29 protein-coding genes and 1 tRNA gene are annotated in these 26257 nt (G+C 68.5%); 18 read left to right on the top strand and 12 right to left on the bottom strand.

Features of this window, described 5'->3' with window-relative positions; translation table 11 throughout:
* Window positions 1-20: 20 nt before the first annotated feature.
* Window positions 21-91: transfer RNA gene (locus V5F67_RS04900), tRNA-Gly, on the top strand.
* A 76-nt stretch (window positions 92-167) separates the two neighbouring features.
* Here V5F67_RS04900 and V5F67_RS04905 read toward each other — a convergent pair.
* Window positions 168-410, bottom strand: coding sequence for a helix-turn-helix domain-containing protein (locus V5F67_RS04905; protein ID WP_509210612.1), 243 nt, complete (start codon window positions 408-410; stop codon window positions 168-170).
* A 63-nt stretch (window positions 411-473) separates the two neighbouring features.
* Here V5F67_RS04905 and V5F67_RS04910 point away from each other — a divergent pair, with 63 nt between their 5' ends.
* Complete coding sequence (locus V5F67_RS04910) at window positions 474-1466, top strand: IS1595 family transposase (protein WP_394018820.1); 993 nt, start codon at window positions 474-476, stop codon at window positions 1464-1466.
* Here the strand turns inward: V5F67_RS04910 and V5F67_RS04915 are convergent, their stop codons facing one another.
* The 3 genes from V5F67_RS04915 to V5F67_RS04925 all read right to left on the bottom strand — a co-directional run bounded on the left by V5F67_RS04915 (window position 1467) and on the right by V5F67_RS04925 (window position 5137).
* Entirely contained in the window at window positions 1467-3200 is a 1734-nt protein-coding gene (locus V5F67_RS04915) for a DNA methyltransferase (protein WP_394018634.1), read from the bottom strand.
* A 73-nt stretch (window positions 3201-3273) separates the two neighbouring features.
* A complete protein-coding gene (locus V5F67_RS04920) occupies window positions 3274-3747 on the bottom strand; it encodes a hypothetical protein (RefSeq protein ID WP_394018632.1) in 474 nt (157 codons plus the stop codon).
* 55 nt (window positions 3748-3802) lie between these two features.
* A complete protein-coding gene (locus V5F67_RS04925; protein WP_394018630.1) occupies window positions 3803-5137 on the bottom strand; it encodes a glycosyltransferase in 1335 nt (444 codons plus the stop codon).
* A gap of 46 nt (window positions 5138-5183) precedes the next feature.
* Here V5F67_RS04925 and V5F67_RS04930 point away from each other — a divergent pair, with 46 nt between their 5' ends.
* From V5F67_RS04930 to V5F67_RS04940, 3 genes are all read left to right on the top strand, one after another.
* The gene (locus V5F67_RS04930) at window positions 5184-6092 is read left to right on the top strand and encodes a transporter substrate-binding domain-containing protein (RefSeq protein ID WP_394018628.1); all 909 of its coding nucleotides are present in this window, start codon (window positions 5184-5186) and stop codon (window positions 6090-6092) included.
* A gap of 254 nt (window positions 6093-6346) precedes the next feature.
* Window positions 6347-6664 carry a hypothetical protein gene (locus tag V5F67_RS04935; protein WP_394018626.1) on the top strand — a complete coding sequence of 106 codons (318 nt, stop codon included), beginning with the start codon at window positions 6347-6349 and terminating at the stop codon, window positions 6662-6664.
* Between the two features lie 7 nt (window positions 6665-6671).
* Window positions 6672-7610: an AEC family transporter gene (locus V5F67_RS04940; protein WP_394018624.1), complete on the top strand. Its 939-nt coding sequence runs from the start codon at window positions 6672-6674 to the stop codon at window positions 7608-7610.
* On the opposite strand, the gene gluQRS is transcribed toward V5F67_RS04940, so the two are convergent.
* On the bottom strand, window positions 7589-8521 hold the full coding sequence (gene gluQRS / locus V5F67_RS04945; protein ID WP_394018622.1) for a tRNA glutamyl-Q(34) synthetase GluQRS: 933 nt from the start codon (window positions 8519-8521) through the stop codon (window positions 7589-7591). The two genes, V5F67_RS04940 and gluQRS, sit on opposite strands and share 22 nt — an antisense overlap.
* 110 nt (window positions 8522-8631) lie before the next feature.
* On the opposite strand from gluQRS, the gene V5F67_RS04950 reads away from it, so the two are divergent.
* The 3 genes from V5F67_RS04950 to V5F67_RS04960 all read left to right on the top strand — a co-directional run bounded on the left by V5F67_RS04950 (window position 8632) and on the right by V5F67_RS04960 (window position 10617).
* On the top strand, window positions 8632-9282 hold the full coding sequence (locus tag V5F67_RS04950; protein WP_394018620.1) for a DNA-3-methyladenine glycosylase family protein: 651 nt from the start codon (window positions 8632-8634) through the stop codon (window positions 9280-9282).
* A gap of 22 nt (window positions 9283-9304) precedes the next feature.
* The gene (locus V5F67_RS04955) at window positions 9305-9982 is read left to right on the top strand and encodes an alpha/beta hydrolase (protein WP_394018618.1); all 678 of its coding nucleotides are present in this window, start codon (window positions 9305-9307) and stop codon (window positions 9980-9982) included.
* A 77-nt stretch (window positions 9983-10059) separates the two neighbouring features.
* The gene (locus V5F67_RS04960; protein ID WP_394018616.1) at window positions 10060-10617 is read left to right on the top strand and encodes an HNH endonuclease; all 558 of its coding nucleotides are present in this window, start codon (window positions 10060-10062) and stop codon (window positions 10615-10617) included.
* A 25-nt stretch (window positions 10618-10642) separates the two neighbouring features.
* Here the strand turns inward: V5F67_RS04960 and V5F67_RS04965 are convergent, their stop codons facing one another.
* The gene (locus tag V5F67_RS04965; RefSeq protein WP_394018614.1) at window positions 10643-11191 is read right to left on the bottom strand and encodes a disulfide bond formation protein B; all 549 of its coding nucleotides are present in this window, start codon (window positions 11189-11191) and stop codon (window positions 10643-10645) included.
* Window positions 11192-11494: 303 nt separating this feature from the next.
* Here V5F67_RS04965 and irrA point away from each other — a divergent pair, with 303 nt between their 5' ends.
* A complete protein-coding gene (irrA, locus tag V5F67_RS04970; RefSeq protein ID WP_394018612.1) occupies window positions 11495-12028 on the top strand; it encodes an iron response transcriptional regulator IrrA in 534 nt (177 codons plus the stop codon).
* A 343-nt stretch (window positions 12029-12371) separates the two neighbouring features.
* On the opposite strand, the gene V5F67_RS04975 is transcribed toward irrA, so the two are convergent.
* The 3 genes from V5F67_RS04975 to acnA form a co-directional block, all read right to left on the bottom strand.
* Window positions 12372-12752 carry a DUF2794 domain-containing protein gene (locus V5F67_RS04975; protein WP_394018610.1) on the bottom strand — a complete coding sequence of 127 codons (381 nt, stop codon included), beginning with the start codon at window positions 12750-12752 and terminating at the stop codon, window positions 12372-12374.
* Between the two features lie 427 nt (window positions 12753-13179).
* On the bottom strand, window positions 13180-13962 hold the full coding sequence (locus V5F67_RS04980) for a DUF1223 domain-containing protein (RefSeq protein WP_394018608.1): 783 nt from the start codon (window positions 13960-13962) through the stop codon (window positions 13180-13182).
* A gap of 286 nt (window positions 13963-14248) precedes the next feature.
* Window positions 14249-16945: an aconitate hydratase AcnA gene (gene acnA / locus V5F67_RS04985; RefSeq protein ID WP_394018606.1), complete on the bottom strand. Its 2697-nt coding sequence runs from the start codon at window positions 16943-16945 to the stop codon at window positions 14249-14251.
* 168 nt (window positions 16946-17113) lie between these two features.
* Here acnA and ccmA point away from each other — a divergent pair, with 168 nt between their 5' ends.
* The 3 genes from ccmA to V5F67_RS05000 all read left to right on the top strand — a co-directional run bounded on the left by ccmA (window position 17114) and on the right by V5F67_RS05000 (window position 19347).
* Window positions 17114-17734 (top strand): heme ABC exporter ATP-binding protein CcmA, encoded by a 621-nt coding sequence (gene ccmA / locus V5F67_RS04990; RefSeq protein WP_445328508.1) that lies wholly within the window; start codon window positions 17114-17116, stop codon window positions 17732-17734.
* A 277-nt stretch (window positions 17735-18011) separates the two neighbouring features.
* The gene (gene ccmB, locus V5F67_RS04995) at window positions 18012-18683 is read left to right on the top strand and encodes a heme exporter protein CcmB (protein WP_394018602.1); all 672 of its coding nucleotides are present in this window, start codon (window positions 18012-18014) and stop codon (window positions 18681-18683) included.
* A 97-nt stretch (window positions 18684-18780) separates the two neighbouring features.
* Window positions 18781-19347, top strand: a complete 567-nt coding sequence (locus V5F67_RS05000) for a carboxymuconolactone decarboxylase family protein (RefSeq protein ID WP_394018601.1) — start codon at window positions 18781-18783, stop codon at window positions 19345-19347.
* Window positions 19348-19408: 61 nt separating this feature from the next.
* Here the strand turns inward: V5F67_RS05000 and V5F67_RS05005 are convergent, their stop codons facing one another.
* Complete coding sequence (locus V5F67_RS05005) at window positions 19409-19885, bottom strand: DUF1579 domain-containing protein (RefSeq protein WP_394018599.1); 477 nt, start codon at window positions 19883-19885, stop codon at window positions 19409-19411.
* A gap of 143 nt (window positions 19886-20028) precedes the next feature.
* Between V5F67_RS05005 and V5F67_RS05010 the strand changes: the two genes are divergently transcribed.
* The 3 genes from V5F67_RS05010 to V5F67_RS05020 are packed head-to-tail and all read left to right on the top strand — an operon-like array spanning window position 20029 to window position 21537.
* The gene (locus V5F67_RS05010; RefSeq protein ID WP_394018597.1) at window positions 20029-20760 is read left to right on the top strand and encodes a heme ABC transporter permease; all 732 of its coding nucleotides are present in this window, start codon (window positions 20029-20031) and stop codon (window positions 20758-20760) included.
* 4 nt (window positions 20761-20764) lie between these two features.
* Entirely contained in the window at window positions 20765-20944 is a 180-nt protein-coding gene (gene ccmD, locus V5F67_RS05015; protein WP_394018595.1) for a heme exporter protein CcmD, read from the top strand.
* On the top strand, window positions 20941-21537 hold the full coding sequence (locus V5F67_RS05020) for a DsbE family thiol:disulfide interchange protein (protein ID WP_394018593.1): 597 nt from the start codon (window positions 20941-20943) through the stop codon (window positions 21535-21537). The genes ccmD and V5F67_RS05020 overlap by 4 nt, the downstream gene beginning before the upstream one ends.
* A gap of 33 nt (window positions 21538-21570) precedes the next feature.
* Here the strand turns inward: V5F67_RS05020 and V5F67_RS05025 are convergent, their stop codons facing one another.
* A complete protein-coding gene (locus tag V5F67_RS05025) occupies window positions 21571-21951 on the bottom strand; it encodes a four-helix bundle copper-binding protein (protein WP_394018591.1) in 381 nt (126 codons plus the stop codon).
* A 102-nt stretch (window positions 21952-22053) separates the two neighbouring features.
* Between V5F67_RS05025 and V5F67_RS05030 the strand changes: the two genes are divergently transcribed.
* Window positions 22054-22866 (top strand): HesA/MoeB/ThiF family protein, encoded by an 813-nt coding sequence (locus V5F67_RS05030; RefSeq protein ID WP_394018589.1) that lies wholly within the window; start codon window positions 22054-22056, stop codon window positions 22864-22866.
* A gap of 203 nt (window positions 22867-23069) precedes the next feature.
* Here the strand turns inward: V5F67_RS05030 and V5F67_RS05035 are convergent, their stop codons facing one another.
* Entirely contained in the window at window positions 23070-24071 is a 1002-nt protein-coding gene (locus tag V5F67_RS05035) for a 2-hydroxyacid dehydrogenase (RefSeq protein WP_394018587.1), read from the bottom strand.
* Window positions 24072-24228: 157 nt separating this feature from the next.
* Between V5F67_RS05035 and V5F67_RS05040 the strand changes: the two genes are divergently transcribed.
* Both V5F67_RS05040 and V5F67_RS05045 read left to right on the top strand, forming a co-directional pair.
* On the top strand, window positions 24229-24759 hold the full coding sequence (locus tag V5F67_RS05040) for an SH3 domain-containing protein (RefSeq protein ID WP_394018585.1): 531 nt from the start codon (window positions 24229-24231) through the stop codon (window positions 24757-24759).
* Between the two features lie 188 nt (window positions 24760-24947).
* Window positions 24948-26231 (top strand): beta-ketoacyl-ACP synthase, encoded by a 1284-nt coding sequence (locus V5F67_RS05045; RefSeq protein WP_394018583.1) that lies wholly within the window; start codon window positions 24948-24950, stop codon window positions 26229-26231.
* Window positions 26232-26257 lie beyond the last annotated feature (26 nt).

Raw genomic sequence — 26257 nt, forward strand, 5'->3', positions numbered from 1 at the left:
TTCGTGGCTGGGCCGAACATGGGGCTAGCATAGTGCGGGGTGCGGCTCTGCATCCAACGCCCCGAGGGTGCAAGTCCCTCTAGCTCCACCAACCGGCGCACTGAGCGAAAGCTTGGTGCGCCGACCTTCGTCAATGTAACGGAATGAGGGGATTCCGTCCAGTGCGCCTAGGCGGCGTCCATTCGGAACTCCACCCCCAATGTCCCGCTCCCGTCGCCCACGAACCGCGCTCCCCGCGCCTCCAGAGCAGCTCGAATTGCTGCCAGATTGTTCGCTATCGGAACCCGCCGGGCCTTCTCGAAGTCGCGGACGGTCGATAGGGAAACGCTGGCCGCGCGCGCAAGGTCATCTTGCGACAGGTCCAGCCACGCTCTCGCTGCACGGCATTGCTCAGGGCTCATGCCTTCCATATAGCGAACTTTTTCGCGAAGGCCAACGATTTTTGTTGACGCCAACGATCTACGCCATTATCACTGAGGTCAACGAAAATCGTTGGCTCGGGAATGGCGATGCAACACTTCCTTCTCTCCTCTGCGGCCCGCTCGCTCTCCCTGGCGAAGGTTGCCCGCATGTCGGACGAGGAAGCCCATAACGCCTTCCGTCTGATCCGGTGGGCCGACACGGACGGCAAGCCCGTCTGCCCGCGCTGCTCCTGCGCTGAGACCCTGACGTACAAGACCCGCGCGCTCTTCAAATGCAAGGCGTGCTCGCACCAGTTTTCGGTTACGTCCGGCACCATCTTCGCCAGCCGCAAGCTGCCGATCCGCGACTACCTCCTTGCTATCGCGATCTTCGTCAACGGCGCCAAGGGCCACAGCGCCCTCCAGCTCTCCCGCGATCTGGACGTGCAGTACAAGACCGCCTTTGTCCTCGCGCACAAGCTGCGGGAAGCCATGGCGGCCGAGACCAAGGACGCGACGGTTTCGGGCACGGTCGAAGTCGACGGCGCCTATTTCGGCGGTCACATCCGCCCCGCCAACAATGCCGAGAACCGCGTTGACCGCCGCTTGGCGAAGCACCAGACCGGCAAGCGCCGCGTCGTCGTCATCATGCGCGAGCGTGGCGGCCGGACGCTCCCCTTCGTGTTCAAGGCCGAAGGCCAGTCCGTCGAGACCATCGCTCAGCGCGTCGCGCCTGGCTCTGTCGTCCATGCCGACGAAGCGGCCCATTGGGATCGGCTGCACTCGCTCTACCTGACGAAGCGCATCAACCACCAGGAGAGCTATTCAGACGGTGAAGCGTGCACCAACGGCGCGGAAAGCTTCTTCTCTCGCATCCGCCGCGCTGAGATCGGCATCCACCACCACATCAGCGGCCCCTACCTCGCCGCGTACTCGGCCGAGATGGCGTGGCGCGAGGATCACCGCCGGGTTAGCAACGGCGAGCAGTACCTGATGACGGTTGGCGCCGCACTTGCGCATCCGGTTAGCCGAGTGTGGAAGGGCTATTGGCAGCGCGGGGCCTGATTAGCCTGCGCGATCTCGCCGACTTGGCCGAATGACCTCTACAGCGACCTCACGAGTAGCTCGTTTCGGCCTTTTAACGAGCGTTGACGATTCCGCCTCGTTAGATATTGGAAGAAGCATCTCAATTTGCCCTTCCACTCGCTTCCGGCGGCTCTTTACTGGCGGCAGGGGCGAACGCCCGACTTCTGGAGGGTCAATCACTCCAGGGAAGTCGACAGGCGCCCTCGAAAACAATTGAGCCACCGTTACGATCTGAATCCGCGCCACCCGGTGGGATGGCGGCCCCACCTCTCCGACTGACAACGCCTCACGTTTCATCGCTACCGTTGGCGGATTCAGACAGATCAATATGCCGATTTCTGCCTTCTCTCGATCCACAACCGATTTGAGTTTATGCACCGCATCGACACCGACATGCTGTCCCCCTTTGACGGAAACGACTGCACGATTTGGCTGCTCTATGCCGACACGATGATATCGAATGATTCCATCAATGCCACCGTCTGCTCCCGCTCGCTCTCGCGGCAGACCGCCAAGCATCATAACTGACCATTTTTGGAACTCTAGCCAATCACGAGCGGCAAGAGCCCGCGCGTCTTCCGCATCCTTAGGCTTGCCAAGAACATGGTAATTTTGACGAATATCTCGTCCAAACGTTTTTTCCAGGCGACCTTCTATTACATGAATCGCTAAATAGGTTACATCGATCCCTATCCATTTTCTTTTTAGCTCTTCGGCGGCCTCGACGGCGGTTCCGCACCCGCAAAATGGGTCTAATACAACATCCCCGGGGTTGGAGGACACTGAAATAATCCGCTTCAAAAGACTTATTGGTTTCTGCGTTGGATATCCAAGACGCTCTTGGGCGACTGGATTAATTGGATTGATGTCGCTCCAGATATCCTGAATTGATTGACCTTCATTTTTATCAAGAAAAAGCTTCAGATACGGCCACGCACCATCTTTAGGTGGCCAATATATTAAACCTCTTTCGTCTAATTTATCTAATTCCGATGGAGGTCGCATCCAATGACGGCCCTTTGGGGTGGGGTCTATCCCCCGCCAAGCCAATCCGGTTTCTCCCTTTCTTATGCCTGGGCCAGTGAGGTCTTGTCGCTTATATCTGCGGCTGCCGTCCAAGTATTTATAATGAGACTGCTTATAATCGTCGTCCAACGGCACTCGTACGCGGTTCCATGTATAATCATCACTTTTTGTATAGAAAAGAATTACATCGTGTATAGGTCCATATTTGTTGCCGCTGTTGTGCGCGTGCGAGCGCCGCCAAATTATTTCATTTCTGAACTTAGATGGACCAAAAATACTATCTAATACCATCTTAAGATAGTGACTGGCTGTTGGATCACAATGTAAATACAACGACCCCTTATCATTTAATACGCGCTGCATTTCTATTAATCGAACCGACATCATGGCTAAATAAGCCATCATATCACTGCCATCAAATAGCTTCTGAAATGCATCTAGAAGAGCGCCGGCCTCTAGATGCCGCTCTGCAACTTCATCGAGTGCCCTTTTTGCGTCCCGCCCCCAAGTCCAGGTGTCCTGAAAAGCGTGGGACTGAGCCTGTGATGGGCCACCTCGTTTTGTCCCATACAATAAATTATAGTCAGCATTCGAGTTGAATGGCGGATCAAGATAAATTAGATCGACCGAGGATGACGGGAGCCCCCTCAAGACGTCCAGATTGTCCCCGAAAAACAGCCGATTCATCGCCGGAACCCCATGGGTGCGTCGTCTGACTTTAAGTGATCTGTCTTTGAATACCGTTTAGAAACTTAGTGACCTAACGGTTAAGTTGCGCCTTCCCGCTCCACACGCGATTGCCGCGCGTATCCGTTGCTGCGTAGACGTTGCCGTCTTTCAGCATCTCCCGAAGCGCCTTGCTGACCCTTTTGGTCAGCCCCGAAAGGTAAGCTCGATCTCGCGCATCATCGCCTCGGAGCGCCACGATGGACCGGGCGACGTCGCGGCTGGATAGTGGCCCCTCCGCGTTGCGTAGTTCCTCATAGATCGCCCGCGACAGTTCGCCGCGTCCGAAGATCACTTCGCGTTTCTGGCGCGGCATGGCGGCGTCTAGATCGCCCTTGTAGCCCAAGGTGCCTAGCACGCGGTCCAGGGCGCCAATGTCGTTCCGGATCTCAGCAAGCCTGTCTCGGATGCGCTCTGCCTCGTTGAACAGGTCGGCGCGCTTGGTGAGAAGGCCGGAGATGGTATGCTCGAATGTGTCGGTTCGGGCGGGGCGGATGGCGTCAGGCATGCGCCTATATTAGGTCAACGCATTGCGTTGACGTTACTTTTTCTAGGTGAGCTTGCTACATAATACCGCGGAAATGGTTCGAGGTGCCGCCCAGCAGCACCGGCAGCCCCACGGCGCTGAGCAGGGGCAGCAGCACGTCGAACTGGGCGGCGTACTCGGCGGCGAAGTGGCCGCTGATCCAGCTTTCGGCGTCATTGTCCACCGCCAGGCGCGCCTGCACGCAGGCGACGCCGGGGCCGCCGGCCCGGAAGGCGGCCAGGGCCCGCCGCAACTGGTCCGGCTCGGGAGCGTCCTCGGCGTCGTAGATCGCCACGAACTGGCCGCGCGCGAACGGCAGCGCCATGTTGAGCGCCTTCGGCTTGGTGCGCGGGCCGATGGCCGGCACCGCCACCTCGGCGAACCAGGGCGGCAGCCGGCACGCGGCGATGGCGGCGCGCGTGGCGCCGTCGTCCTCCTCCACCACCAGCTTGATGTCGAGCTTCTCGGGCGGATAGTCGAGCGCCGCGAGCGCCCGCACGAGGCGGGGCACGCTCGCGGCCTCGCGATAGAGCGGAACCAGGACGGAGTAGAGGGGCAGGCCGCGCTCGTCCGCCGCGACCGGCGGGTCGGCGGGGCTGGCATAGGCGCAGCCGGCGAGGCGCAGCCCGATCCAGGCCAGGAACACCAGCGAGAGCGACGCCTGCAGCACCAGCAGCGCCGCGTCCGGCGCCATCGCCATCGCCATCGCCAAGGGCGGGCCGAGCACCATGCCGCCGATGGCGAGCATGCGCGCCGGCCGCAGCGTCGCCGCCGAGCTCTCGGGCCGCGTCCGCAGCAGGTCGAATGCGGCGTCGTCGCACAGGCTCTCGCCGCAGGCGTCATGGATGCGCCGCGCCAGCGCGTCCGGCGCGGCGAGCCGCACCCGGCCGGCGAGGCTCGGGTCGGCATCGAGCGCGCGGGCGAGGCGCCGCACCTGACGCCCTGCCACCGCCCAGGTGAAGCGGGTGCGCCCGCCTCCCGCGGGCTCCATGATGACGCCGGTGCGCAGCGCCGCCTTGGCGAGCGGGCCGTCGGGCATGGGCATGGCATCGAGGTCGGCGGCGGCGACGCCAAGGCTGGCTGCGATCCGCGCGGCGGCCTCCTGCGCCGTCACCGTGCCGGCGGCCACCAGCACCTCGTCGCCGCCGACACCGACATGGCGCGCCCGCCATGCCGCCGCAGCGAGGAGCCGAGGAGCGATGATGTCCTTGAAAGGCCGGAGCTCCGGCGGCATAGGAACGGCGTCGGCAAGGCTGGCGCCGGGGGCGCGCGTCGCGCGGCGGGACTCGCTCGTCTCCGCCGGGCCGCCCGAGGCGGCGCCGGTCCATTGCCCGCCCAAGCCCTTGCGGGCGCCGCGCGCCTCCCCCACCATGCGTCGCCCCTCCGGCGCATTGCAATCTGAAGGTACATGAGCCGCCATGGACAATCCATCCCCAAATCGGGTGCGGCAGCCGGCGGCTGCACGTTTTGCGGCGTTCGTCGTGGTGCTGGCGCTGGCGCTGGCATGGGCGCCGCTCGGCGGCGCGATGGCGCAGCAGGCCGCGGGCGCCAAGCCGCCGGCGGTCAAGGTGCCCAACTTCTGGAACGTGGAGCGCCGGATGGAGCGCCCCGATGCGGCCCGGCTGCCCAAGACCCTGCGCTTCGTGACGGCGGACGACTATCCTCCCTTCAACTTCACCGGCGCGGGCGGCGCGCTCGCCGGCTTCAACGTGGACCTCGCGCGGGCCATCTGCGACGAGCTCGGCGCCTCCTGCACCATTGCGGCCGAGCCCTTCGACCAGATCATCGGCGCGGTGGAGCAGGGCCGGGCGGACGCTGCGATCGCCGGCATCGCCGCGACCCCGGTCTCGCGGGCGAGCCTAGAATTCTCCGAGCGCTATCTCGGCACGCCCGCCCGCTTTGTCGGCCGCGCCGGCGCCGGGCCGGCCGACGCGACGCCCGAGCTCGTGGCCTCCAAGCGCGTCGGCGTGGTCGGGCGCACCGCCCACGAGGCCTATCTGCGCTCCTTCTTCAACGAGGCGGCGATCCGCACCTATGCCGACCTCAAGGGAGCCCAGGAGGCCCTGCGCAAGGGCGACATCGACCTCGTCTTCGGCGACGGCATCACCCTCGCCATCTGGCTGAACGGCACGGATTCGGGCGGCTGCTGCGCCTTCGTGGGCGGCCCCTTCACGGAGAGCCGCTTCTTCGGCGACGGCTTCGCCGTGGCGGTCAGGGCCGGCAATGACGGGCTGCGCCACGCCATGGACTATGCGCTCCAGCGCATCTGGGAGAAGGGCATCTACACCGATCTCTATCTGCGCTGGTTCCCGGTCTCCTTCTACTGAGGCCGCCCGCCCCCGGCCCCGCGCCGGGCGCCGGTTGACGCTGGCGGAGGGCAGGACTAAAGGATCGCTCATGTGCCAGTTCGGACAAGGGAAGCCGGGCCTTCTTCCGGCGCAGCGGCGAATTTCTCGCCCGGTCGACACGCTCGGCCGGGTCTCCTGAATCGCACCCCTTCTCCTGCGACGCGCGCGCCGACGGTCCTTGCCGGACCATCCCTGCTCTTGAGGCGTCCGCGGCCCCGTCCGGAACCGGCCCCATGTCGTCCCACATGACTTCCCAGCCTTCCCAAGCTCCGGCGCCCGGCGCCGCGCCGCCCCCGCCCGCCCACCGCCTGCGCGTCGAGGCCGAGGCGGACCCGAACCTGCTGCTGCGCCTTCTGGAGCCGTTCGTGATCCATGCGGTGATGCCGAGCGCCGTCACCTGCGCCGCCGACGCGCGCGGCCTCACGGCCTGCCTCGATTTCGCGGCCGAGCCGTCGGTGGCGGAGCGGCTGCGCATGCGCCTCATGGTGACGGTGGGCGTTCGAGCGGCCGAGCTTGCGCCGGCGCGCGCGCCGGCGTCCAAGGCCGCCTGAGCGACCCATGCTGGCCACCCTTGCCGACATCGCCGTCATCGTCCTGCCGGTGTTCGGCATGGTGGGGGTCGGGTTCCTCTCGGCGAAGGTCGGGCTGATCTCCGACAAGGCGTCCGACGGGCTCGCCGAGTTCGTGTTCGGCCTCGCGGTGCCGGTGCTGATCTTCAAGACGCTGAGCGAGGCCAAGCTGCCGGATGCCCAGCCGTGGGGCTACTGGATCGCCTATTTCACCGGGGCGTTCCTCGTGTTCGGCCTCGCCATGGCCTATGCCCGTCTGGTGCTGAAGCGCGGCCATGTGGAGGCGGTGATCCAGGGTTTCACCGCCGGCCAGGCCAACACCGTGTTCGTCGGCGTGCCGCTGATCCTCAAGGCCTATGGCGAGGCGGGGGCGGTCCCCCTGTTCCTGCTCATCGCCATCCACCTGCCGGTGATGATGGTGGCCGCCACCGTGATGATGGAAGGCCAGGCGGGCTTCACCCGCGCGACGCTGCTGCGCCTCGCCAAGGCGCTGGCCTTCAATCCGGTCCTCCTCGGCATCTATGTGGGCGGCCTGTCGCGGCTGGCAGGCTTCCAGGTCTCCGGGGTGCCGAAGCAGCTGGTGGACATGCTGTCGGCGGCGGCGACGCCGTGCGCGCTCATCTCCCTCGGCCTGTCGCTGAAGCGCTACGGCATCAAGGGGCGCATCGGTCCGGCCTCGGTCATCTGCGGGCTGAAGCTGATCGTGCACCCGCTCGCGGTGCTGCTGCTCACCTTCCTCTTGCCCATGCCGCCGGTGTGGGCTGGCGTCGCCGTGCTGTTCGCTGCCATGCCGTGCGGCATCAACGGCTACCTGCTTGCACAGCGCTACGGCGTGGAGGTGGGAACGGCGTCGAGCGCGGTGTCGCTCTCCACCGGGCTGGCGGTCTTCACCATCGCGGTCTGGCTCTACGTGGTGGGCATAGGCTGAAGGCCGAGGCGCCGGCGCAGCTCCGCCGGCGTCACGCCGGCCGCGCGCAGCGCCGCGAGGCCGGCGGACCCATTGCTCTTGGACAGCTTGGCGCCGGTCTCGTCGCGGATCAGGCGGTGGTGGTGATAGACCGGCTGCGGCAGGCCGAGGAGGCGCTGCAGCAGCACGTGCACCGCCGTCGCCTGGAACAGGTCCTCGCCGCGGATGACGTGCGTGATGTCCTGCGCGGCGTCGTCCACCACCACCGAGAGATGGTAGCTGGTGGGCACGTCGCGCCGGGCGAGGATCACGTCGCCCCAGGCCTCGGGGTCCGCCGGCACGTGCGCGGCCGGTCCCTCGGGCAGTCCCTGCGCCTCTCGCCAGGCCAGCGGGCCGCCCGCCGCCGCGATCGCCGCGGCCATGTGGAGCCGCAGCACGTGGGGCTCGCCCGCCGCGCGCCTCCGGGCCCGCTCCGCGTCGGACAGGCCCTCGCGCGCGAACGGCGTCAGCGCGACGCCGTCGGGATCGCGCGCCGGCGCCGTCCCGGCGGCCGCGCGCGCGGCCACGGCGCGGGCGATCTCGGCCCGGCTCTCGAAGGCGGGATAGACGAGGCCCATGGCCTCCAGCCGGGCGAGCGCGGCGGCATAGTCCGCCATGTGCGCGGACTGCCGGCGCGGCGGCGCGTCCGGCGGCGCGCCGATGAAGGCGAGGTCGTCGAGGATGGCGTCGGCGAATTCGGGTCGACACCGGGTGGCGTCGACGTCCTCCATGCGCACCAGATAGGTGCCGCCGCAGCGGCGGGCGGCATCGTGGTTGACCAGCGCGGAGAAGGCATGGCCCAGATGCAGCGGCCCGTTGGGGCTGGGCGCGAAGCGGCAGATGAAGCGGCCCGGGGCGGGGTGCGCGCCACTGTCGGCCTCCAGCGTCTCCACGATGCGCGGCTCCCTTTGCGCGACGCGCCCGGCGGCGCGATGCTTGCGGGGTGAGCCATAGCATTTCCCACGGCGCCCCTCACGGGGGCGGCAGCAGGCGGGCAGATTCCATGAAGGAGCCGATCCTCTCCGACCAGCCGGCGTTCGAGCGGGCGCTCGACGCGCTGATAGCCCTCGATCCGCGCCTCGCGCCGCTGGTCGCGGAGGCCGGGCGGCCGACCCTGCGCCGCCGCGCGCCCGGATTTTCCGGGCTCGCCGCCATCGTCGTGGCGCAGCAGCTTTCGGTGGCGGCGGCACGGTCCATCGCTGCGCGGCTGGAGGCACGCCTCGGCGGCGCGCTCGCGCCCGGCGCGCTCCTCGCCGCCCGCGACGACGACCTGCGCGCGGCCGGCCTCTCGGCGCCGAAGATCCGCACGCTGCGCGGCATCGCCGGGGCGCTCGCGTCCGGCGCGGTGGACCTTTCCCACGTGGAGGCGATGGAGGCGGACGCCGCCGCGGCCTATCTCACCCGCCTGCCGGGGATCGGCCTGTGGAGCGCCGACATCTACCTGCTGTTCTGCCTCGGCCGCGGCGACGCCTTCCCGGTGGGCGACCTGGCGCTGAAGGTGGCGGCGGGCGAGGCGCTCGGCCTTCCGGGCCGCTGCTCCGAGCCGGGCCTTGCCGCCATCGCCGAGGACTGGCGGCCGCTGCGCGGCGTGGCGGCGCACCTGCTGTGGGCCTATTATGGCGCCCGCCGGGCCCGCCTCGGCGCTCCAGCCTGATCCTCCAGCCCCGGACGTTTCCATGGCCCTGCTCGACGGTCCCCGCCTCCCGCCGCGCGCGGGCAAGACCGATGCGCTGGTGGTGCTGCTGCACGGCTACGGCGCCGACGGCCGCGACCTGATCGACATCGGCGCCGCGTTCGCCGACCTGCTCCCGGGCGCGGCCTTCGTCGCGCCCCACGCGCCGGAGCCCTGCGCCGAGGCGCCGGTGGGACGGCAGTGGTTCCCGCTCACCTTCCGCGATCCGCACGAACTCGCGCGCGGCACCGAAGCCGCCTGGCCGGGCCTGCGCGCCTTTCTCGACCGCGAGCTGACGGCGCTCGGCCTGCCGGCCTCCCGCCTCGCGCTGCTGGGCTTCAGCCAGGGAGCCATGATGGCGCTCCAGGCGGCGACGGCGGACGGCGGCGCGCGCCCGGCGGCGGTGGTGGGCTGCTCGGGCCTGTGGGCGCGGATCCAGAACCCGCCGGAGCAGGTCGACCGGCCGCCGCCGCTGCTTCTGGTCCACGGGGCGCAGGACGAACTGATCCCCGTCTCGGCCATGTTCGCGAGCGCGCAGGCGCTGGCCAAGGCCGGCGCACCGGTGGAGTGGCACATGTGTCCCGATCTCGGCCACGGCATTGACGAGGCCGGCCTTTTCCATGCCGGAGCGTTTCTCGCGCATGCCCTCGGGCGTGGCGCGCGGCGTGCTTCACAAGAATGACACTGTCCATATAGAGTATCGCGGCGCACCGGACCCGGGCGTCGTGATTCGGTGCGGCGAGGCGAGGAGTTCCGTCCTTGACCACGGCTTTGTCACCAGGGGCTTGGCCAGCGCTCGTGCTCAATGCGGATTACCGCCCCTTGAGCTATTACCCGCTGTCCGTCTGGTGCTGGCAGGATGCCATCAAGGCGGTCTTCCTCGACCGGGTGAACATCGTCGAATACTACGACAAGGCGGTGCGAAGTCCGGGCTTCGAGATCCGCCTGCCGAGCGTGGTCTCGCTCCGCACCTTCGTGAAGCCGACCCGGCACCCCGCCTTCACCCGCTTCAACGTCTTCCTGCGCGACCGCTTCTCCTGCCAGTATTGCGGCTCGCGCGACGACCTCACCTTCGATCATCTCATCCCGCGCTCGCGCGGCGGGCAGACCACCTGGGAAAACGTGGTCGCCGCCTGCTCTCCCTGCAATCTGCGCAAGGGCGGCCACATGCCGGGCGACGTGGGAATGTGGCCGGCGCAGATGCCGTTCCAGCCCACGGTCCAGGACCTGCACCAGAACGGCCGGCACTTCCCGCCCAACTACCTGCACGAGAGTTGGCTCGATTATCTCTACTGGGACACCGAGCTCGATCCCTGAGCGCGGGAACCACCGCTGCCTGCGGTCAGATCCGCTTGCGGCCTGATGTCGCGCCGAACAGCGCGCAGGCGGCGAGGGCGGCGGCGATCAGCGCGTTCCACCCCGCCATGGACAGGCCGAACAGGCGCCAGGCCGCCTCGTCGCAGCGCGGCACGTGGGCGCCCTTGATGGCGGAGAGGATGCTGCCGGAGGTGGCGGCGGGGGCGCCGGTGCAGGAGGTCGGTCCCGGCCAGAAGCGCCACTCGACGCCGGCATGGAAGCTCGCGAGCCCGACATTGGCGAGCATCAGCAGGAACAGCACGCCCATCAGCGCCCGCGCGGTGCCGGCACGCCCGGACTGCGCCGCGCCGAAGGCGAGGAGCGCCAGCGGCACGCCCACGTAATAGGGAATGCGCTGGTCGAGGCACAGCGGGCAGGGGGCGAGCCCGACCACCAGCTGGAAATACCAGGCAGCCGCGAGCGCGAGGGCCGAGCCCGCGGCCACGAGGAGCGCGGCTTGTGAGGTGTTGCTGGAGCCCATCGGCAATTCCGCCTTCGCCATCTTGAGCGGGCGCTTGCCCGCCTCCGCCGCCATAGCGCGCGGCCGTCCCGGCGTCCACGGGCGCGGGGGTGCTCCGGGTGGTCACTGTGGCGTGAGCCGGCGCGGGCAGGACGCGGACACGCGCCGGAAAGCCCGTCCCGCGAGGCTCGGCAGGCACTGTGCAGGATGTCTGCAGATGCACTTTAGACTTATTATCGTAATAGCCCGCTGGTATGGAATTGCAGTGTGCGATCCGTTATAAGTTGAAGCTGGTCTTCGGAGGCATTCGCATTGCGTTTCGCCCCCGGCGGCATATTTTGGTGTTAGCTACGAAGATTGCAGACCGAAATGAGCGAGATGCCCCGATTCCGAACCGCTTTCGGCTCCCCCATTGCGTCGGGGAACGAAGCCGCCGAGGACCATGTGCTGCCGGTGGCGCAATTGCGCGACATCTCCACCGCACGCCGCACGGGCTGTCCTTTCCACGACGTGCGCGAGATGCTGCGCGAGGTCGGGCTTCGCCCCACCCGGCAGCGGCTGGCGCTGGGCTGGCTGCTGTTCGCCAAGGGCGACCGGCACGTGACCGCGGAAATCCTCCACGAGGAGGCCATCAAGGCCCGCTTCCCGGTTTCGCTCGCCACGGTCTACAACACCCTGCACCAGTTCACCGAGGCCAGCCTCCTGCGCGAGGTGGCGGTGGACGGCTCCAAGACCTATTTCGACACCAATGCCTCCGACCACCATCATTTCTACCTCGAAGGCCATAACGAGCTGCTCGACATTCCGGCCCAGCAGGTGGGCGTGGACCGGTTGCCCGAGGCGCCCGAGGGCTACGAGGTGGCGCGGGTGGATGTGGTGGTGCGCCTGCGCCGCAAGACGTCCAAGTCCTGAGAGGCATGGGGTTCTGAGACGCCGAGGTGCTTGAGAGGCGCTTGGCGCCCTGCCTTGGCCATCACGTCCTGGCCATCACGTCTTGGCCGCCCCGCTCTGGTCGGGTGCGGAGACGTTCACCGCACGGGGCGATCCGGGATAATATCGCGAGGCGGACCGCCGTTGGCGTTGAAATCGCTCAGCTGAATTCGCCGGCCAAGTTCATGCGCATTCCCAAGTTCACGCGCATTTCGAAGCCAGCCGCCGGCGCGCCCTTCGCAAGCTGACGGAGCACGCCCTGACGGCCTCCGCCGAGGGCGCTCGCGTCAATGCCCCCCTCAGAATGCCCCTCAGCAATACGCCCTCAGATGGTGCGCAGCGGCTTCTCCAGCACCGCGAGGATGCGCGGCAGCTCGTTGCCGCGCTTCAGGATCAGGCCGGTCTGCGATACCACCGCATAGGCGCCCTGGCGCCGGGCGAGGCGGGGGTCCTTCTCGATGCGGTAGAGCGGCACGTCGAGCGCGCGGCGAAAGATGGAGAACACCGCCTTGTCGCGGGTGAAGTCGATGGCGTAGTCGCGCCATTCGCCCAGAGCCACCATGCGGCCGTACAGATCGAGGATGCGGTCCAGCTCGCGGCGGTCGAAGGTCACGCGCGCCGGCGCCGGTACGGGGGAGGGCGCCGTGGCCGGGCGGCGGATCTGGCTGACGGGCTCCAGGTTTCGTATGGGTTCGACGTCTCCCATCGGGCCTCCTTTCCCGGCGCGGTCTCTCGCGCGACGCAGCCGCGCCCGGAAAGCCATGATTGCCGCCCCGCCCTCTGCTTTCAAGGGCCTTCCGTAGCCGGCTGCGGACACGGCGCCCGGGGGCGGCTCGGCCGGGATCACGGCAACGTCAATGGAATCACAGTCTCGCCGGAATTCGAACAATCGCACGCCTAGGCGGGGGGCGATCTTGGCACCCGTAGCAGGGCCGGTTCGCGAGGCGCTCCGACCTATCCCAGCCCCCCAGCCCCCGGGGCGCGCGTGAGCCGGCCACTGCTACGCACTGTTTCATCAAGACCCCCGAAGGCCGCCGAAAGGCGGCCTCTTTTTTTGCCGTGCGGCCGGGAAACGGCATGCCTTCAGCAACGCACGAGAATCTCGTTCGGGGATGGCGCGACAGGCGGAAAAGCTAGTTCAGCGGCACCATGGCAGCGCCAAGGATGCGGCCGGGGGCGTCGGCCGGGCCCGCCTGCACCAGGACCGCGACCGCATCGACGCCGTCACGCCTGAGGTCGGCGAACGGCACCTGGAGATTGAGGCTCCGGCCGTCCCAGGTGCCGAGGCGCACCCAGCCGCGCACCACATTGGAATAGGTGGCGTTGCGGCCTCCGTTCTCGCCGCGGCGGATGGCGACCTGCTGGCTCGTGCTCACCGGGCAGGCCCACACGATCGCCGAGACGGGCTCCTCTACGGCGCCGATCCGCACCTTGATGGCATCCGCCGCGTGCGACACGTCGAGAGGGATCTTCGGCTGCGCCGTGGCGCCGCGCGCGGCCAGAACGGCGCGATGGACGGCCGCCCGGTCGCTGCCCTTGGCCGCGAACTGCCCGTCGACCACCACCTGCGGCGTATAGACCTTCCGGTCCGGCCGCATCTCCGCATAGGCCTTCTGGCGCAGGGAATGGCCGTGGAGGGCGAGGGTGTCCTTCCAGCCGATATAGTCCCAGTAGTCCACCGCCAGCGATAAGGCGATCACCTGCGGATCCTTGGCGAGCTCGGCGAGGAGCGCGTCCGCAGGCGGGCAGGAGGCGCAGCCCTGGCTGGTGAACAGCTCGACCACCACTTTCTGCTGGGCGGTCGCCTTGGAAGGCTCGCCCTGGCCGGTGGCTGCCTGCCCCGCGCTCTGCGCCATCGCCGCGCCATCGAGGGCGAGGAGGGCGACGAACGCGAGGAGTGCGGGCTTGCGAAGCATGAAGACGATCGCGCCGGTTGAGGATGGGACGGGTGCAAAGGGGATAACGGAGCCACGCAAGCGGAACCAGTCACATTCCGGTGCGACGAGCGGTATAATATGGCGGCATCGTGTGAGCTGGCGTGATCTTCGGCGCAGGGGCCGGCTTTCGCGGCGGAGAATGCGCCGCTGACGTCGCCGTGAGTGGCGCGCCGCCACATCGGCATGCCTGAAGGTCAGGTGCCGACACGAAAATGGGCGGAGGCTTCGCGCCCCCGCCCTTCTTCTTCGCCGGGAATGCGTCCGCTCAGGCCGCGAGCGAGCGCAGAACGTAGGGCAGGATGCCGCCGTTGCGGAAGTAATCGAGCTCGTCCAGCGTATCGATGCGGCAGATGAGGTCGACGTTCTTCACGGTGCCGTCGGCGAACTTGATCTCGGCGGTCAGCGTCTGGCGCGGCTTGAGGTCGCCCTCGATGCCCTTCAAGGTGACGATCTCGTCGCCCTTGATGCCCAGCGTCTGCCAGCTCTCGCCCTCCTTGAACACCAGCGGCACGATGCCCATGCCCACCAGGTTCGAGCGGTGGATGCGCTCGAAGGACTGGGCGATCACGGCACGCACGCCCAGCAGCTTCGTGCCCTTGGCCGCCCAGTCGCGCGAGGAGCCGGTGCCGTATTCCTTGCCGGCGAACACCACCAGCGGCACGCCTTCGGCCTTGTACTTCATGGCCGCGTCGTAGATCGGCAGCTGCTCGCCGTCCGGATAATGAATGGTCACGCCGCCTTCCACGCCCGGCACCATCTGGTTCTTGATGCGGATGTTGGCGAAGGTGCCGCGCATCATCACCTCGTGGTTGCCGCGGCGGGTGCCGTACTGGTTGAAGTCGATCGGGCGCACCTGGTGCTCGATCAAATACTGGCCCGCCGGCGAGGCCTGCTTGATGGAGCCGGCCGGCGAGATGTGGTCGGTGGTGATGGAATCGAGGAACAGGCCCATGATGCGGGCGTCGATGATATCGGTCACCGGCTCCGGCTCCTTCGTCATGCCGACGAAGTAGGGCGGGTTCTGCACATAGGTGGAGGCATCCTGCCAAGCGTAGGTCTGGCCGGTGGGCACCGCGATCTTCTGCCAGTTCTCATCGCCCTTGAAGACGTCGGAATACTTTTCCTTGAACATCTTCTTGGTGACGTTCTCGCGGATGTAGTCGGAGACCTCCTTGTTGGAGGGCCAGATGTCCTTGAGGTACACCGGCTGGCCGTCCTTGCCGATGCCGAGCGGCTCGGTGGTGAGGTCCACCTGCAGCGAGCCGGCGAGCGCGTAGGCCACCACCAGCGGCGGGGAGGCGAGGTAGTTCGCCTTCACGTCCGGGTTCACGCGGCCCTCGAAGTTGCGGTTGCCGGAGATCACGGCGCCGGCCACGAGGTCGTTCTTGTTGATGGCCTCGGAGATCGCCTCCGGCAGCGGGCCGGAATTGCCGATGCAGGTGGTGCAGCCGAAGCCCACCAGGTTGAAGCCCAGGTCGTCGAGATATTCCTGCAGGCCCGAGTCCTTCAGATAGCCTTCCACCACCTGCGAGCCGGGCGCGAGCGAGGTCTTCACCCACGGCTTCGACTTCAGGCCCTTCTTCGCCGCCGCCTTGGCGAGCAGGCCGGCGGCGATCAGCACCGAGGGGTTGGAGGTGTTGGTGCAGGAGGTGATGGCGGCGATGGTCACGTCGCCGTGGCCGAGCGTGTAATCGGTGCCGGCCACGGGCACGCGCTTGCCGGCCTCGCCGGGCTTCTTGAACTCGCCCTCGAGGGCGGCGAGGAAGCCGGTCTTGGTGTCGGAGAGCAGCACGCGGTCCTGCGGGCGCTTGGGGCCGGCGAGGGAGGGCAGAACGGTGTCGAGGTCGAGCTCCAGCGTGTCGGTGAACACCGGGTCCGGCGTGTCCTTCTTGCGCCACATGCCCTGGGCCTTGGAGTACTTCTCCACCAGCTTCACGCGGCTGTCCTTGCGGCCGGTCTCGTCCAGATAGTCGATGGTTTCCTTGTCCACCGGGAAGAAGCCGCAGGTGGCGCCGTATTCCGGGGCCATGTTGGCGATGGTGGCGCGGTCGGCGAGCGAGAGGTGCTCGAGGCCCGGGCCGTAGAACTCCACGAACTTGCCCACGACGCCCTTCTTGCGCAGCATCTGGGTGACGGTGAGCACGAGGTCGGTGGCGGTAATGCCTTCCTTCAGCTTGCCGTCGAGCTTGAAGCCGATCACTTCGGGGATGAGCATGGAGATGGGCTGGCCGAGCATGGCCGCCTCCGCCTCGATGCCGCCCACGCCCCAGCCGAGCACGCCGAGGCCGTTCACCATAGTGGTGTGCGAGTCGGTGCCGACCAGCGTGTCGGGATAGGCGACCTCCACCTTCTTGCCGCCGATCTCCTCCTTGCGGGTCCAGACCGTCTGGGCGAGGTATTCGAGGTTCACCTGGTGGCAGATGCCGGTGCCGGGGGGCACCACGCGGAAATTGTCGAACGCGTTCTGGCCCCATTTCAGGAAGCGGTAGCGCTCCTGGTTCTGCTTGTATTCCTCATCCACGTTCTTCTTGAAGGCGGAATTGTCGCCGAAGAAGTTGACGATCACCGAGTGGTCGATGACGAGGTCCACCGGCACCAGCGGGTTGATGCGCTCCGGGTCGCCGCCGAGCGCCACCATGGCGTCGCGCATGGCGGCGAGGTCCACCACCGCCGGCACGCCGGTGAAGTCCTGCATCAGCACGCGGGCGGGGCGGTAGGCGATCTCCTTCTCCGCCTTGCCCTTGTTGTTCAGCCAGTCGGCGACCGAGAGGATGTCCGCCTTGGTGACCGAGCGGCCGTCCTCGAAGCGCAGCAGGTTCTCGAGCAGCACCTTCATGGAGAAGGGCAGGCGGGAGACGCCGGGCAGGCCGTTCTTCTCCGCCGCTTCCAGGTCGTAGTAGACGTACTCCTTGTCGTCCACCTGAAGGGTCTTGCGGCACTGGAAGCTGTCGAGGGAAGTCACGGCGCGTTCACTCCGGTTCGATGATCGACCGACGCGGATCGCCTAAGGGTTGGGGAGGGAGGCACCCCACCACCTTGGACGGTGCGGTTCAGCCGCTTTATAGAGCCATTTCAAATCGTGGTCATGCGATAAGAACGGGCAAAGTGCAATGCAGCGAAAGCAGGATTCGTGGCAGAAAAATCCTTGACCTGCCTCAAGGGCGATGGGCTCGCCTGCCGGCGCGGACTGAAACTCCTGTTCGAGGAGCTGAGCCTTGAGGCGCGCGCAGGCATTCCCCTGGTGGTCACGGGTCCGAACGGCACCGGCAAGTCCTCGCTGCTGCGCATCCTCGCCGGCCTGCTGCCCCCGACCGCCGGCACGGTGCGCCTGGAAGGGGCCGGCGAAGCGGCCCTTTTGGAGCAGGTGCACTATCTCGGGCACGAGGACGCGGTGAAGGGTGCGCTCACCGTCCACGCCAACCTCGCCTTCTGGCGCGCCGTGCTCGGGGAGACCGGCCTCGGCGTCGTCGATGCGCTGGAGGAGGTGGGGCTGGGCGGTCTCGCGCGCCTGCGGGCCGGCGTCCTCTCGGCCGGGCAGAAGCGGCGCCTCGCCATGGCGCGGCTGCTCGCCTCGCGCCGGCCGGTGTGGATTCTCGACGAGCCCACCACGGCGCTCGATGTTGCGGCGCAGCAGATGTTCGCCGGCTTCGCCCGCGCCCATCTCGGCGCGGGCGGCATCCTGGTGGCCGCCACCCACGCCCCGCTCGACCTCGGCGCGGGCGAGGAGCTGCGGCTGGGGAGGCGGGCATGAGGGGCTGGACACCGGACGCCGCAATCGCTGTTTCGGACTCCCTCCCCCCTTGCGGGGGAGGGCAGGGGGGGGGGGTGTCAGGCCGCTGCGGCGCACCCGCGCCATCCCCCGCCGCGTCTGCGGATACGAATATTCGCGATCGGCGGCCGGTCCGTCCTAGCCGGGAACCGTTGCGCCACCCCCCGCCCTGCCCTCCCCCGCAAGGGGGGAGGGACCCCGGAAGCCAGCCGGGCGCCCCACTCTGGGTGCCCCTGCCGCTCCCCATGGAGCTGCGCCCATGACCCGCGCCTTCCTCGCCATCCTCAGGCGCGACCTCGCGCTCTCGCTCGGCGCCGGGGGCGGGGCCGGGCTCGGCGTCGTGTTCTTCCTGTGCGTCATCACGGTGGTGCCGTTCGCGGTCGGCCCGGATCTCGCTTTGCTCGCCCGCATCGGCCCGGCGATCCTGTGGATCGGCGCGCTGCTCGCCAGCCTGATCGGCCTTGAACGCCTGTTCACGGCCGACGTGGAGGACGGCTCGCTCGACAACCTCACCTTGTCCGCGCTGCCGCTGGAGCTGGTGGCCGCGGCCAAGGGCCTCGCCCACTGGCTCGCCACCGGCCTGCCGCTGGTGATCGCCGCCCCGGTGCTGGCCCTGATGCTGAACCTGGAGCCGGCCGCCATCGCCGCCGTGGTGGCGACGCTTCTCGTGGGCACGCCGGCGGTGACCTTCCTCGGCCTGATCGGCGCGGCGTTCGCGGGCGCGTTCCGGCGCGGCGGGCTGCTGATCGCGGTGCTGGTGATCCCGCTCGCCATCCCGGTGCTGATCTTCGCGGTCTCGGCAACCACCTCGGCCGTGACCGGGCCGGTGCCGTTCGGCACCCCGTTCCGGGTGCTGCTGGGCCTGGCGCTGTTCGCGCTCGTGCTCGGCCCGGTGGCAGCCGCGGCGGCGCTGCGCGCCGCGCGCGGCTGACGTCGCGAGCCGCTGGAAAAGGCGTCACGAACATCGTCTCATATGCCGGCACCGCCGGGCGGATCGTCGTCCCGGTGCGACATGGGGAACCCTCTCAATGCGCCTGCCGCTGCTCTCGCCCACAGCGCTCTCCGAGGCCCAGAAGCCGCTCTATGACGACATGGCCAAGGGCATCCGCGCCAATTTCAACGCCTTCAAGGTGATCGACGGGGCCGGCGCGCTGATGGGGCCGTGGAACCCCTGGCTCCGCTATCCCAAGTTCGGCGGTCCGGTGTGGGAGCTGGTGAAGGCCATGTCGGAGGCGCCGAGCCTGCCCCGCACCGTGCGCGAGGTGGCGATCCTCGTCACCGGGGCGAAGTTCGACAGCGCCTACGAGCTCTATGCCCACGTGGCGGTGGCGGAGGCCAAGGGGCTCTCGGACGACAAGATCGCCGCCATCGTCGGCGGCAGCCGGCCGGCGGACCTCACCCACGCGGAGGCGGTGACCTACGACGTCACCCACGCGCTGCTCGGCGGCGGCCCGCTGCCGGAGCTGCTCTACCGCCGCGCGGTGGAGACCTTCGAGGAGGAGGGGGCGGCGGAGCTGATCTATCTCGTCGCGCTCTATTGCCACGTCTCCATGATCCTCAACGGCTTCAACGTACCGGTGCCGGAAAAGGAGTGAGGCTGCGCCCGCCGCGTCCCTGGCGCGGCGGGCTTGCGCCGTCCCGGTTGCGCGCTTCGGCTCAGGCCTTGGCGTAGGTGGAGGTCATGAAGGTGACCCACTGCCCGTCCGGCAGCTCGATGCGCGAGGAGAAGCGCCGCTCCCCCGAGGCCGTCAGCTCGATGATGTCCTGGTAGCGCGCGCGACCCTCTCCGGTCATGGACGGCCCCTCGGTGTCGAGGGTCAGGACCGTGCCGCCGGCGTCGAGCGTGCCCTCATAGACCCACAGTGCGTTCATGGCCGACGACATGAAGGTGCCGATGAACCTGCCCTTGGCGGGGTCGTAGCCGATCGAGAGCATATTGGTCGCGGTCCCCATGTCCGCCATGGGCGTGGTGCTCTCGCAGATCACCCACCGCTCGCCCAGCGCGCGCACCGTCTCGGTGCCGCTCATGCGGTTCGGCGGCTGGTCCGGCCCCATGATGCACTCGCCTTCGAAGGTCCAGTCGCCGACCAGGCCCCTGAGCCATCGGTGCTCCTTGACGGGTTCCTCATACATGGGTTTCCTCCTCTTATTCCGTAAGGGAAGATGAGGCCATGCCGGGCTTCGGGCAACGCCTTCCTCCCCTGGCTGTCTTCCTGCGGGTAAATGGCGCGCGAGGACCGCTCCCCCGGCGAATGGAGATGGTCTAGAAAGACCGCATGGCGATCCTCGACCTCGCGAACCCGACGCGCTTCCTCTCCTATTCCGGCCGCCTCCTGCCGTGGATCGCGGCGGCGGGCGCGCTCGTGCTCGGCATCGGCTTCGTGCTCGCCTTCAACGCGCCGGCCGACTACCAGCAGGGCGAGACGGTCAAGATCATGTACATCCACGTGCCGTTCGCGTGGCTGGCCATGGCCGCCTACACGCTGATGGCGGCGTCCTCGCTCGGCATCCTGGTCTGGCGCCACCCGCTGGCGGACGTGGCGCACAAGGCGGCGGCGCCCATCGGCGCCACCTTCGCGGCGCTGTGCCTCGTCACCGGCGCGCTGTGGGGCCGGCCCATGTGGGGCACCTACTGGGTGTGGGATGCGCGCCTCACCTCCATGCTGGTGCTGCTGCTGCTCTATCTCGGCGTGATGGCGTTGCGCGCCGCCATCGACGACCCGGGCCGTTCCGGCCGGGCGGCGGCGGTGCTGACGCTGGTGGGCGTCATCAACATCCCGATCGTCAAGTTCTCGGTGGACTGGTGGAACACCCTGCACCAGCCCGCCTCGGTGTTCCGGATGGGCGGCTCCACCATCGACGCGAGCCTGCTCTGGCCGCTGATGACCTGCGCGCTCGGCTTCACGCTTCTGTTCATGACGCTGCATCTCATCGCCATGCGCACCGAGATCCTGCGTCGGCGCGTCGAGGTGCTGGAGGCCCGCGCCGCCGCCGAGGCCATGGGCTGAGGCGATGGAGCACTTCACCTTCATCGCCGCCTCCTATGCGGTCTCCGCCCTCGGCCTCGGGCTGCTCGCCGCCTGGCTGCTGGTCGACAATGCCGCGCAGAAGCGCGCGCTCGCGGAACTGGAGGCGCGCGGCGTGCGCCGCCGCTCCAGTGCCGCCGCCAAGCTCGAGGAGCACGCCCCATGAGCGAGCCGGTCCCCCCGATCGCGAAGGCGCCGCGCCGGCGCGTGTGGATCGTCGCGCTGCCGCTGGTGCTGTTCCTGGCGCTGGCGGGCCTGTTCCTGTCGCGGCTGGAGACCGGGGGAGATCCGTCCCGCGTGCCGTCCGTTCTGGTGGGCCGCAAGGCGCCGGCCATGACGCTGCCGCCGCTCGTGGGCCTGGGCAAAGCGGGCGCGAGCGTCCCGGGCATCGATACCGCGACCCTCACCGGCAAGCCGACGCTGGTGAACGTCTGGGCTTCCTGGTGCGGCCCCTGCCGCGAGGAGCACCCGCTTTTGATGAAGCTGGCGCAGGACCCGCGCCTGCGCCTTGTCGGGCTCAATTACAAGGATGCCCCGGAGAACGCCCGTCGCTTCCTCGGCCAGTACGGGCTGCCCTACGAGGCGGTTGGGGTGGACACCAATGGCCGGGCGGCCATCGAGTGGGGCGTCTACGGCGTGCCCGAGACCTTCGTGCTCGCCAAGGACGGCACGATCGCCCACAAGTTCGTCGGGCCGCTGACCCCGGACGCGGTGGCGAACACGCTTCTGCCGCTGATCGGGAAGCTGTCGGCGCAATAGGCGCTGCCGGCGGGCTAGGCTCGCCCCGCGCGCTCAGTGCACCACGATGTTCCGGCAGGCCTCGGCGCAGGCCCGGCAGGCGGCGACGCATTCGTCCGCATCGTCATCCGCGCCCGCGGCGACGCACGCCTCGCACAGGCCGGCCGCGGCCTCGCACAGCTCGCGATGGTGGGGCACGCCGAGGATCATCACGTGGGCCGCGGCGCGGCAGGTCTCGGCGCAGGCGAGCATCAGGCGCAGCCGCTCCGGCTCGACCGCCGAGCGTCCCGTCTCCATGTCGGCGGCGCCGTCGGCGCAGGCGCGCGCGCAGTCGAGCAGCAAGTCGACGGCGCGGCCGGACTGGACCGGATCGTCCAGCAGGACGGTGGCAGGAACGTCGGCGCGGCGCGAGAAATCGATGGCGATGCGGTGCATGTCGCTGGTTCTCCGGCGTGTCTGTCACAGGGAGAATGCCGCCGGCGCCGCGCCGGTTCCCGCCGGGGTGACGAAATCGCGCCGAAGGGCTAATGAGCCGTCATGGCCTTCTCCACCGAAGAGATCGAACGCTACGCCCGCCACATCGTGCTGCACGACGTGGGCGGGCCGGGCCAGCAGAAGCTCAAGGCATCCAGCGTCCTCGTGGTCGGCGCGGGCGGGCTCGGCGCGCCGGTGCTTCTCTACCTTGCCGCCGCCGGGGTGGGGCGCCTGGTGCTGGTGGAGGACGACGTGGTCTCGCTCTCCAACCTCCAGCGCCAGGTGATCCACGGCACGCCGGACATCGGCCGGCCCAAGGCGGACAGCGCCCGCGACGCCGTCGCCGCGCTCAATCCCCACGTGGAACTGGTGGCGCACCGCACCCGGCTTTCCGCCGAGAACGCGCTCGACCTCGTCGGCGGCGTCGACGTGGTGGTGGACGGCTCGGACAATTTCTCGACCCGCTATCTGGTCTCGGACGCCTGCGTGCTGGCACGCAGGACACTGGTCACGGCGGCGCTCGGCACGTTCGACGCCACCGTCACCACCGTCCGCGCCCACGAGGCGGGGCCGGACGGCACGCCGAACCCCACCTATCGCTGCCTGTTCCCCGAGCCGCCGCCGCCCGGCACGGTCGCCCCCTGCGCCGAGGCGGGGGTTCTGGGCGCGCTCGCCGGCATCGCCGGCTCCATCGCCGCGCTGGAGGCGATCCGCGCCATCGTCGGCTTCGGCGAGGGCCTGGTGGGCCGTCTGCTGATGATCGACGCCCGCTCCATGCGCTTCGAGACGCTGAGCTATGGCTGGGACCCGGAGAACCCGCTGACGGGGGAGAACGCGCGCATCACCGATCTGTCGGCGCACGTGAAGGCGGCGTGAGGGGAAGGGTGCGGCAGGGGGGCCCACCGCCGTCATGCTCCGGCTCCACCGGAGCATCCATGGCCGGGTCTCGCGAGGGGCAACGAGAGTGGAATAGACCCTCCGGTCGGGCCGGAGGGTGACGGCGGGAATGGGGGAGCGGGCGGGGGCGCCGCTGGGGGCAATGCGAGGGGGAGCGCCGGGGCGCTCCGGCTTTCAGCCCCTCACAGCATCGCCGGCAGCACCCGGTCCGGCGGGCGGTGGCCGTCCATGAAGGTCTTGATGTTGACGATCACCTTCTCGCCCATATCCACGCGGCCTTCGAGGGTGGCCGAGCCGAGATGCGGCAGCAGCACCACCTTGCCCTGCTTGGCGAGCCGGACCAGCTTCGGGTTCACCGCCGGCTCGTGCTCGAACACGTCGAGGCCGGCGCCGGCGATCTCCCCGGCCTCGATCAGGCGGGTGAGGGCGTTCTCGTCGATCACCTCGCCGCGCGCGGTGTTCACCACGTAGGCATGCGGCTTCAGCAGCTTCAGGCGCCGCGCCGAGAGCAGGTGGTAGGTGGCGGGCGTGTGCGGGCAGTTGACCGAGATGATGTCCATGCGCGCCAGCATCTGGTCGAGGCTCTCCCAGTAGGTGGCGTCCAGCATCTCCTCGATCGCCACCGGCAGGCGGCGGCGGTTGTGGTAGTGGATCTGCAGCCCGAAGGACTTGGCGCGCCGCGCCACCGCCTGGCCGATGCGGCCCATGCCGATGATGCCGAGGCGCTTGCCCCAGATGCGGCGGCCGAGCATCCAGGTGGGCGACCAGCCCGGCCACTCCTCCTTCTCGGAGATCATCACCTGCGCGCCTTCGGCCAGCCGGCGCGGCACGGCGAGGATCAGCGCCATGGTCATGTCGGCGGTGTCCTCGGTGAGGACGCCGGGGGTGTTGGTGACGGTGATGCCGCGGTTGAGCGCGCTCGCCACGTCGATATGATCGACGCCGTTGGAGAAGGAGGCGATCAGCCGCAGGTTCTCGCCGGCCTGGGACAGAACCGACGAATCGATGCGGTCGGTGACGGTCGGCACGAGCACGTCGGCGGTCTTCACCGCCTCCACCAGCGCCGCATGCTCCATGGGCGCGTCGTCCTCGTTGAGGCGGACGTCGAACAGCTCGCGCATGCGCGTCTCGACCGTTTCCGGCAGCTTGCGCGTGACGACCACCAGCGGCTTGCGACGCACCATCGGCACTTCCCCGTTCCCCATTTCTTAACCCTTGTGGACCCGTCTATCAGACAGGCGGCGAAACACAAGGCGCGCGGGAGCCGCAGCCCTTGACGCGCGCGCCCGCGCGGCGCACCTCCAGTGCGCCGCTGCCGCGATGCGAAAGGACGATGCCATCATGCCCTCACCGATCCGTCACTGCATGAAGAGCTTCCTCGTGGGCGCGCTCTTCGTCACGGGGCTTTTCGCCCTGGCGCCGGCCGAGGCCGCGCAGGACGGGACCTCGGGGCTGCCGGTGCCGCGCTTCGCCTCGCTCAAGGCCGATACCGTCAACGTGCGCAACGGCCCGAACAAGGACCACGACGTGGCCTGGGTGTTCCATCGGGCGGGGCTGCCGGTGGAGGTCACCGCCGAATTCGAGACCTGGCGCCGGATCCGCGACGCCGACGGGGCGGAGGGATGGGTCTACCACTCCATGCTGTCGCTGCGGCGCACCGCCCTGGTCGCGCCCTGGCAGAAGGGGGAGACGGTGCCGCTGCGGGACGGGGCGAGCGCCGACGCCCGCGTGGTGGCGAAGCTGGAGCCCGGCGTGCTCGGCGTCGTGAAGGCCTGCGACGGCAAATTCTGCCGCATCTCCGGCGAGAGCTTCGACGGCTATGTGGCGCAGAGCCTGCTCTTCGGCGTATACCCCAACGAGAAGATGGACTAGCCGCTCGCCGACCATTCAAGATGGTATCTAAGTAACAAAAGCCGGGCCGCATTTACCCGCGGGCCGGCTTCGGCTTATTTTCCGCCGGGACTGACGCCGGCTGCGGGCGCCCTGCCGGGGCGCGACGGTGGTCACGGAAGAGAATTCGGCGCTTCGGGCGAGCGCGCCTCACCAATGGGAGCCGCGGCATGACGCAGGCGCATCTGGACAAGCACGGGCGGCCGGTGGTGGTCGTCACCGGCATCGGCATCGTCACCTCGCTCGGCCAGGGCAAGGACGACAACTGGCGCCGCCTCACCGCCGGCGAGTCGGGCATCCACACCATCACCCGCTTCCCCATCGAGGGCATGCGCACCACCATCGCCGGCACCGTCGACTATCTGTTCGAGGGCCGCGTGCCGGCGCCGGACCTGTCCGAGAAGCTCGCCACCCTGGCGGTGGAGGAGGCGATCTCCGAGGCCGGCATCGGCGCCAAGGGCGATTTCCCCGGCCCGCTGTTCGCCGCCGTCCCGCCGGTGGAGCTGGAATGGCCCGAGCGCCGGGAACTGGGCGAGGCGGTGGGGAAATACCCACTGTCCTACCGTGACCTGCTCGGCGCCGCCGCCTCCGGCAAGTTCCGCCCCTGGCACGAGCGCTTCATGTTCGGCTCGGTGGCCGACCGGCTCGCCGACCGCTTCGGCACCCGGGGCCAGCCGATCTCGCTCTCCACCGCCTGCGCCTCCGGCGCCACCGCGATCCAGCTCGGCGTCGAGGCGATCCGCCGCGGCGAGACCGAGGTCGCGCTCTCGCTCGGCACCGACGGCTCGGTGCATCCCGAGGCGCTGATCCGCTTCTCGCTGCTCTCGGCGCTGACCACCGCCAACGACAAGCCCGACGAGGCGGCGCGCCCGTTCGCCAAGAACCGCGACGGCTTCGTCATGGCCGAGGGCGCCGCCGCCTTGGTGCTGGAAAGCTACGCCCACGCCGTCGCCCGCGGGGCGCGCATTCTCGGCGTGCTCGAGGGCTGCGGCGAGATGGCCGACAACTTCCACCGCACCCGCTCCTCGCCGGACGGCCGCCCCATCATCGGCTGCATGAAGAACGCCCTGGCCGACGCGGGCATCACCCCGGACGACGTGGACTATATCAACGCCCACGGCACCTCGACGCCCGAGAACGACCGCATGGAATATGTCGGCCTCAAGGGCGTGTTCGGCGAGGAGAAGCTCGCCGGCATCCCGATCTCCTCCAACAAGTCGATGATCGGCCACACGCTGACCGCGGCGGGGGCGATCGAGGCGGCGGTGTCGCTGCTGACCATCGCCAACGGCCGCATCCCGCCGACCATCAATTACAACGTCCCCGACCCGGCGATCCCGCTCGACGTGGTGCCGAACGTGGCGCGGGATGCGCAGGTCCGGCGGGTAATCTCCAATTCGTTCGGCTTCGGCGGGCAGAATGTCTGCCTGGTGCTGGCCGCCGAGCCCGCCTGAGGACACAGGCTCCTGCGGGAGCGCCT

The sequence above is a fragment of the Xanthobacter pseudotagetidis genome (assembly GCF_043194795.2).
GTDB classification, from domain to species: Bacteria; Pseudomonadota; Alphaproteobacteria; order Rhizobiales; family Xanthobacteraceae; genus Xanthobacter; species Xanthobacter tagetidis_A.